The sequence below is a fragment of the Bullifex sp. genome (genome assembly GCF_034103065.1).
In the GTDB taxonomy this organism is placed as follows: Bacteria; Spirochaetota; Spirochaetia; order Sphaerochaetales; family Sphaerochaetaceae; genus Bullifex.
Genome location: NZ_JAXEGN010000272.1, coordinates 1 through 7,556, shown reverse-complemented (window position 1 = coordinate 7,556; position 7,556 = coordinate 1). Strand labels below are relative to the sequence as shown.

At 33.7% G+C, this 7,556-nt stretch carries 9 protein-coding genes; 4 read left to right on the top strand and 5 right to left on the bottom strand.

All coding sequences use genetic code 11. The annotated features are described in order from the left end of the window. The 3 genes from SOY52_RS10315 to SOY52_RS10305 all read left to right on the top strand — a co-directional run. On the top strand, positions 1–745 hold a 745-nt coding region (locus tag SOY52_RS10315; RefSeq protein ID WP_320848869.1), incomplete at its 5' end, for an ABC transporter ATP-binding protein. Further along, positions 746–1,387 (top strand): class I SAM-dependent methyltransferase, encoded by a 642-nt coding sequence (locus SOY52_RS10310; RefSeq protein ID WP_320848868.1) that lies wholly within the window; start codon positions 746–748, stop codon positions 1,385–1,387. A gap of 3 nt (positions 1,388–1,390) precedes the next feature. After that, positions 1,391–2,443 (top strand): ABC transporter substrate-binding protein, encoded by a 1,053-nt coding sequence (locus tag SOY52_RS10305; protein ID WP_320848867.1) that lies wholly within the window; start codon positions 1,391–1,393, stop codon positions 2,441–2,443. A 221-nt stretch (positions 2,444–2,664) separates the two neighbouring features. Here the strand turns inward: SOY52_RS10305 and ygeW are convergent, their stop codons facing one another. The 5 genes from ygeW to yedE form a co-directional block, all read right to left on the bottom strand. Further along, positions 2,665–3,867, bottom strand: a complete 1,203-nt coding sequence (gene ygeW / locus SOY52_RS10300; protein ID WP_414429612.1) for a knotted carbamoyltransferase YgeW — start codon at positions 3,865–3,867, stop codon at positions 2,665–2,667. A gap of 241 nt (positions 3,868–4,108) precedes the next feature. Continuing rightward, positions 4,109–5,122: a selenide, water dikinase SelD gene (selD, locus tag SOY52_RS10295; RefSeq protein WP_320848866.1), complete on the bottom strand. Its 1,014-nt coding sequence runs from the start codon at positions 5,120–5,122 to the stop codon at positions 4,109–4,111. After that, positions 5,115–5,333, bottom strand: coding sequence for a DUF3343 domain-containing protein (locus SOY52_RS10290; RefSeq protein WP_320848865.1), 219 nt, complete (start codon positions 5,331–5,333; stop codon positions 5,115–5,117). Before SOY52_RS10290 ends, selD begins: the two co-directional genes overlap by 8 nt. Next, entirely contained in the window at positions 5,330–5,533 is a 204-nt protein-coding gene (locus SOY52_RS10285; protein ID WP_320848864.1) for a sulfurtransferase TusA family protein, read from the bottom strand. The genes SOY52_RS10290 and SOY52_RS10285 overlap by 4 nt, the downstream gene beginning before the upstream one ends. Next, positions 5,533–6,606 carry a YedE family putative selenium transporter gene (gene yedE, locus SOY52_RS10280; protein WP_320848863.1) on the bottom strand — a complete coding sequence of 358 codons (1,074 nt, stop codon included), beginning with the start codon at positions 6,604–6,606 and terminating at the stop codon, positions 5,533–5,535. The genes SOY52_RS10285 and yedE overlap by 1 nt, the downstream gene beginning before the upstream one ends. A gap of 72 nt (positions 6,607–6,678) precedes the next feature. On the opposite strand from yedE, the gene SOY52_RS10275 reads away from it, so the two are divergent. Beyond that, positions 6,679–7,556: aminotransferase class V-fold PLP-dependent enzyme (locus SOY52_RS10275; RefSeq protein WP_320848862.1), on the top strand; the 878-nt coding region annotated here is incomplete at its 3' end.

The following is a 7,556-nucleotide window of genomic DNA, read 5'->3' as shown; positions in this document are numbered from 1 at the left end:
TATTACCTTTTACTACTCGGATAATAAAATACTAGATAACATATCTTTTTCATGTCAAAGTGGTGAAACAATTGCACTTCTTGGAAGAAATGGAAGTGGAAAAACTACTTTATTAAAAACTATTTTAGGTCTATTAATACCTAAAAGTGGTGATATCTTAGTTGATGGAAAATCATTATCGAAGATTAGTGTAAAAGAAAGGGGTAAAATTCTTTCTTACATTCCACAAAACACCTCTAACATTTGGTCTTACTCTGTAAAAAGCTATGTACTTATGGGCGTTACCCCTTCTCTTTCTACATTATCTTCACCAAAGGAAAGAGATAATAAAAAAGCTGAAGAGGCTTTGGATCGTTTTAATATTAAGCATTTAGCTGATAGAGATATTACAACACTTTCAGGTGGTGAAAGACAGTTAGCTACAGCAGCAAGAGCATTGCTATCAGAGAGTAAAATACTTCTTTTTGATGAACCAACCTCTGCTCTAGATATCAAAAATGCAGATACCTTAATTAACCACATTAAAAGCTTAAGTAATGATGGTTATATTTCCATCATCACTATGCATGATGTAACAGAAGCTCTTAATACCGCTTCTAGAATAATAATTCTTGATGAAGGAAGAGTTTTCTTTAATGGATTAAGTTCTGATGTCACTTCAGAAATCTTAACTGAGTATTATCACTGTCCAATGAGTGTCGAAAAATATAAGGGACAATACATAGTTCTAAAGGGAGATGTTTAAATGTGGTGGACTGATGAACGAATTAGACTTTTTAAAGTCGCAGCTGATAACTCTACCTTTCATAGTGAGCTTAAGAATTTACTACTTCCATACATCTCTAAATCAGATTCAATTATCGAGCTTGGATGTGGCCTTGGTTATATAGTTAATTTTTTAACAAAGGACGGGTATAACATTGTAGGCCTTGATAGTGATGAAAAAGCATATAATTTTGCACTATCAAAATTCCCTAATTCTAATTTTATTCTCGGTGATGCTTTTAATGTTAACAAAACCTACGATGTTGTAATTTCAATATTCTTTGGAAGAATTAAAGAAGAGGACAATTTAGAAAAATTGTTAAGGGTAGCAAATAAAAGATTAATTTATGTTCAAAATGAACATGCTGGGGCTATGGAAACGCAATATGCAAAATCAAAGGAAACTGCTGAGTTTTTGAAACAACATAATATTAACTTTCAATACTCTTTACATCGACTTTCTTTTGACCAACCACTTAAGGATGAAGCTGAAGCAGAATCCTTCATTAATGAGAACTATAAAAATAGAAAAATTAATATTTCTATTGAGAAAACTAATAATGGACTAATTGCTAAAAACAATAAAGCTTTTGGCATTTTTTTAATCGAAAAGGAGAATTAAATTATGAAAAAAATAGTAGCTATTTTATTACTATTATTAACAACATTCTCTCTTGTTTTTGCTCAAGGGCAAATGGAATGTCAAACTGTAATTAAAGAGAGAACTTTCATTGATGATTTAGGAAGAGAGGTAACCCTCCCTAGTGTAATTACAAAGGCTGCTCCATCGGGAAGTATGGCAAGTGCTTTTTTAGTTAGTTTTGATCCATCAATATTTGTTGGAGTAACTACTAAACCATCAGCATCTGAAAAAGAATTCTTTGGCTCTGATTTTGCATCCCTTCCTGTATTAGGAACATTTTATGGCAAAAAAGCAAACTTAAATAAGGAAGCATTAATTGTTGCCTCTCCTGAAGTTGTAGTTGATATTGGTGAAATTAAAGGAAGCAAGGATGCTATGATTAATGACCTTGATAAACTTCAAAATGATATTGGCATTCCTGTAATCTTTATTGAATCCTACCTTGAAAATATTAGTACCACCTATACTAGACTTGGTGAAGCTTTAGGTAATACAAAGAGAGGTAATGAGCTTTCTAAGTTTGCATCAGATGCGCTTTTATATGCAAAAGAGATTAATGAAAAAAGTAAAGATTCAAGAAAGAACTTCTACTATGCAACTGGAAGTGATGGATTAAACGCAATCCCTAGAGGAAATTTCCATGCAGAAGTTATCGAAGCAATTGGAGGAAATAATGTTGTTGATTCAACAATATCAAGTGGTAATAACCAAATAAACTTAGAAGAACTTTATAAACTCCCAGTTGATCATATATTCTTATTAGATGAAAGTGCTTACAATATCGTTATTAATAACACTGAATGGTCATACCTACCAGCTGTTAAGAACAATAATGTTTACAAAGTTCCTTATGTGCTATTTCCGTTAATTGATGGTCCACCAGCTGTAAATAGAATTATTGGTATTTATTACACAGCATCAAAACTATATCCAGAATTTGCAACAGAAGATTATATTTCAAAAGCTAAAGAATTCTACTCACTATTCTATAACCATGAATTAACAGCTGATGAAATAAAAGAACTTTCAAGATAAAGTATTGAGAGCCCTCAATGGCTCTCATTTTTATATTCAAATATAATGGCTAAATGAAATTAATATATCAAAAGCCAATTGGTAAAAAAACATCATATAGATGAAAGCAAAGGCATTTAGAATAATCATCTAAGATTAAATCATAGTATTTATGATAGTAAATTTTAAAAAAAGCTTCCACAAATCGTGGAAGCTTCTCAACTCATAAGGGTTATTGTTTCTTACTTAATTCTTGGCTTAGCATCTTCAAGAAGCTCTACAAGTTTACCACTTGGATTTTTGAACTTAGCAAGGAAAATCATAGCTGCAATGATGTATGGCTTGTAGCTAGCTTCCTTGTAGAGAGGAACGAGATAGCGGTCAAATACGCTCTGATCAACCTCACCTTCCTTACATGAAAGACCTGTGATATCAGCTGGGAGACAGTGCATATAAAGAGCCTTACCATCTTTAGTTGTCTTCATAAGTTCTTCTGTACATGTCCAATCCTTGAACTTAGCATTGTTAGCAAGACATCTCTTCTCGAGGTCCTTAAGTTCATCGAACTTACCTTCTTCAACAAGCTTTGTTCTCTCTTCCATTACTGCAAATGGTGCCCATGACTTTGGATATACAATATCTGCATCCTTGAATGCTTCTTCCATTGTGTTAACCTGCTTGAAAGAACCACCTGACTTAGCAGCATTTTCCTTAGCTACTTCAATTACATCACCCATGATGTCATAGCCTTCTGGGTGAGCAAGAACTACGTCCATACCAAATCTTGAGAAGAGGCCGATGATACCCTGAGGTACAGAAAGTGGCTTACCATATGATGGAGAATAAGCCCATGTCATAGCAATCTTCTTACCCTTGAGGTTTTCAACACCACCAAAGTAGTTAATTACGTGGAGCATATCAGCCATTGACTGTGTTGGGTGGTCAATATCACACTGGAGGTTTACAAGGGTTGGTCTCTGCTCGAGAACGCCATCATTGTAGCCTTCCTGAACTGCTTCAGAAACAGTCTTCATATATGTATGGCCCTTACCGATATACATATCATCTCTGATACCAATAACGTCAGCCATGAATGATACCATGTTAGCTGTCTCACGAACTGTTTCACCGTGTGCAATCTGAGAAACCTTTTCATCAAGATCCTGTACTTCAAGACCTAAGAGGTTACAAGCAGAAGCAAATGAGAAACGTGTTCTTGTTGAGTTATCGCGGAATACGGAGATGCCAAGGCCTGAATCAAAGACCTTAGTAGAGATGTTATTCTCTCTCATAGCGCGTAAAATTTCTGCAACTTCAAAAACAGCACTGATCTCATCATCTGTTTCTTTCCATGTATGGAAGAAATCATTAAGATACATATTATCAGTCTTAAGACCTTTAAGAGTCTCAATCATGCTTAAGATTTCAGCCTTGGTTTTTTTCATAAAAACTAAATCTCCTATAAAGAAAAATTCATTGATGGTTATACTTTACCACGGGTTTTAAGGCTTTGCAAGTTAATTGTTGCGTTTTGTTGCATATTTTTCTCTACATAATTAACAAAATAAAATACTGACTCATATCAACAATCCATACACTTTTGCAATTAGCAGCTAATATAAAACAAAATCAGGAAAATATATGGCTATAAAAAAAGACTACCACCTAATGATAGTCTCAGCAGTCTTATAATATTTCTATTCCACATCCTTTTGAAACATAGCCAATAACTCTAGCTGGTTCCCCAAAAGAAGAAATAAACTTTTCAGCATCCTCTTTATTTAAACTTAGTAGTAAGCCACCGCTAGTTTCAGGAGAAAAACACAAATCCTGAATCTCTAGAGGAATGTTTTCATTAAAGGTTACTTTATCCTCTAAATACTCTCTGTTGTTATATAAACCTTCAGGGAGCAAACCAAAACGAGCACATTCTAATGCACCAGAAATTATATTTAGTTTACTTGAATCTATAATCAGTTTTACATTTGATGCTGTAGCCATTTCATTTGAGTGTCCAGCAAGAGAAAAACCAGTAACATCAGTTGCTGCATGAACATCTAAATTAAGTGCACATTCATATGCTCTTTTATTTAAAGTCGTCATACTTTTAACAGCTTCTTCAAACGATGTATCATCACACATTTCTGCCTTTTTAGCTGTATTAATAATGCCAACACCAAGTTTCTTAGTTAGTACTAGTACATCCCCTACTCTTGCTCCTTTATTTCTCCAAACCTTGTTTTTTTGAGCAAAGCCTGTAACACAAAGGCCGTACTTGGGTGTAGGGTCACTTATTGTGTGTCCTCCACCAATAACACATCCAGCTTCTTTTACCTTATCTATTCCACCTTTTAAGATTTCCGATAGCACAGATAAATCTAAGCATGCAGGAAAGCATACAAGATTCATACATACTTGAGGCTTTCCACCCATAGCATAGATATCAGAAATAGCATTAGCTGCAGCAATTTGACCAAATGTATATGGATCATCAACCATAGGAGGAAAGAAATCTACTGTTTCAAGTAATACCCTATCATCATCAAGATCCCAAATTAAGGCATCCTCTGCACCTTCATATCCATTTAATAATTTATCACTATGTAATACTGGTAAAGAATCAATGACACTAAATAAATCTTTAGGATTAAGTTTAGCGGCACATCCACTTGTCTTTACCATGCTTGTTAATTTAACCATTTGCAACCTTTATAAACTTATCATTTTCTTCTTTATATAGAACTTCAAACTTGAAGTCAGGTATAAAGTTATCATCCTTTTCAACTTCCATTGCAGTTCCACATGAAGAAGAAAGTGTACGAGGAACGCTGATTAAGCGTCCCTCCTTTAATACTCTACGAGCTTTTAAAGCCTCGTAATGAGAATAAAATGTAATAATATACTTACTCATTTTTTAATAATAAGAGTATATTCGCCACCATCTTCCTTAACAGTGACTTTATAGCTAAGAGCATTAGCAAGTCTCGAAACATTTTCTTTAGCAGCAATGTTATCAACAATAACTGTTAATTCTTTTTCTCCACTAATAGCTCTCTTTGTTCTTACAACAGGTTCTGGGCAACTAAGACCTCTACAATCGATAGTCTTCATTAATTTTCCTCCTTTTTAACCTGATATATTTTTATAAGAGCAACTGCAACTAAAAATACTAGGCCAAATATAACAGCTACTCTACCATTAGTTTTAACCCCTTCATTTGCAACACCTGCAAGTGAGAAGTTATGGCTAATTGCAGCACCAACTAATAAACCAAGTACAGACACAGCACTATCAGAATTACCCTCTCCCGCTAAGATTAACTGTCTAAGAGGACATCCTCCAAGCATTACAGAACCAAGGCCACAAAGTGCCATACCTAAGAAGTTAAATAGATGGTCTGAGTGTGCAACAGGTTGTCCAGCAAAACCAAGTTTAAAATTACCTGTTACTAAGTTTAAAACTAGCATTACAGCAAAGATTGAAATAAAACCAAATAGTAATGTTGTATCTTTTACTAAAATAGTATCTCTAATTCCACCTACCATACAAAGTCTAGTCTTTTGTGCAAGTGCACCTACTACTAAACCTGCAAGAAGTGAAATTACTATTGGTGCGTGCATAGACCCTGGTCCTTTCTCAGAGAAAGCAAATAATGCAGGAACATCTAAAAATAGTACTAGTAAAACAATATTTACAAATGGAAGAGCAACTCCTTCAACTGAACTCTGCTTTTGATAACGTCCAAGAGAAAATCCCTTTGTTAAGAAGAATGCACCAAGTGCAACACCACCTGTAAAACCAAGTAAACCGACTAGTGCATTAAGGTCTCCAGCAGATAGACGAATAATCATTCTGAATGGGCATCCTAAGAATGCAAGTGCTCCAATCATTACAAAAGCAGCAATGATAAATCTTAATACAGGAGATGAACCACCTCTTGGTTTAAACTCTTTTGTTACAACTGCTATTAAAAATGATCCTAATATAAGACCAATAATTTCAGGTCTTATATATTGAACAACAGCTGCATTATGGAGCTTTAGGCCACCTGCAATATCACGGACAAAGCAAGCAATACAAAATCCCATGTTTTTAGGATTTCCGAACAAAGGTAACAAGAAGGCAACGATACCTATGATGATACCAGCAATGAGCAAATTTCTTTTATCTTTTAGTAGTTTCATGCTTTTAGAGTACCATTGATTTTTTAATAATACAATGGAAATATTAAAATTTTTATGTTATCCTCAATTTTAATGAAAAGAATTTACCTTGATAACAGTTCAACCTCGTATCCAAAGCCTAAATCAGTAATAATGGCGATGAGTGACTATTTTTATGAAAATGGTTCTAATTTACAGCGAGGAGAAAGCTCATATAACTTCGATGCTGAAGATGTTATTATGTCGCTTAGAGAGGAGCTATCAAAGCTTGTTTCATCAAACAATCCTGAATGTGTAATATTCACACCTAATGTGACAACAGCTTTAAATACTGTAATTAGAGGATATTTAAAATCTGGGGATCATGTGATTATTTCACCTCTTGAACACAATGCAGTAATGCGTCCATTAGTTGAAAATAATATTTCTTACACTCTTCTTGATAGTGATGTCCAAGGACATGTAATTGTTGAAAATATCAAAAAAAGTATTAAAAAAGATACTAAAGCTTGTATTATCCAAGGTGCAAATAATGTTACAGGATGTGTTCAAAATATCAATAAAATTGGAAATACATTAAAAGAATATGGTATTCCCTTAATCCTTGATTCAGCTCAAAGCCTTGGACATATAGATTACAATCTTGAAAAGGATAATATTTCTATTCTTTGTTTTACTGGACATAAGAGCTTATTTGGCCCTCAAGGTACAGGTGGGTTTATAGCAAATAAAGAAATAATAAACAAAATTAAACCTTTAATATTTGGAGGTACTGGTTCCTTTAGTGATTTATTAACTCAACCAGATAATCTTCCTGATAAATTTGAAAGTGGAACTCAAAACATAATTGGCCTTATGGGGCTTAATGCTGCAATAAATTATTTAAAAGGTAATAAAGAAAATATTAGAAAAACAGAAAGAGAACTTAGAAGATACTTTATTTCATTACTTGATAATATTAAATGCATCAA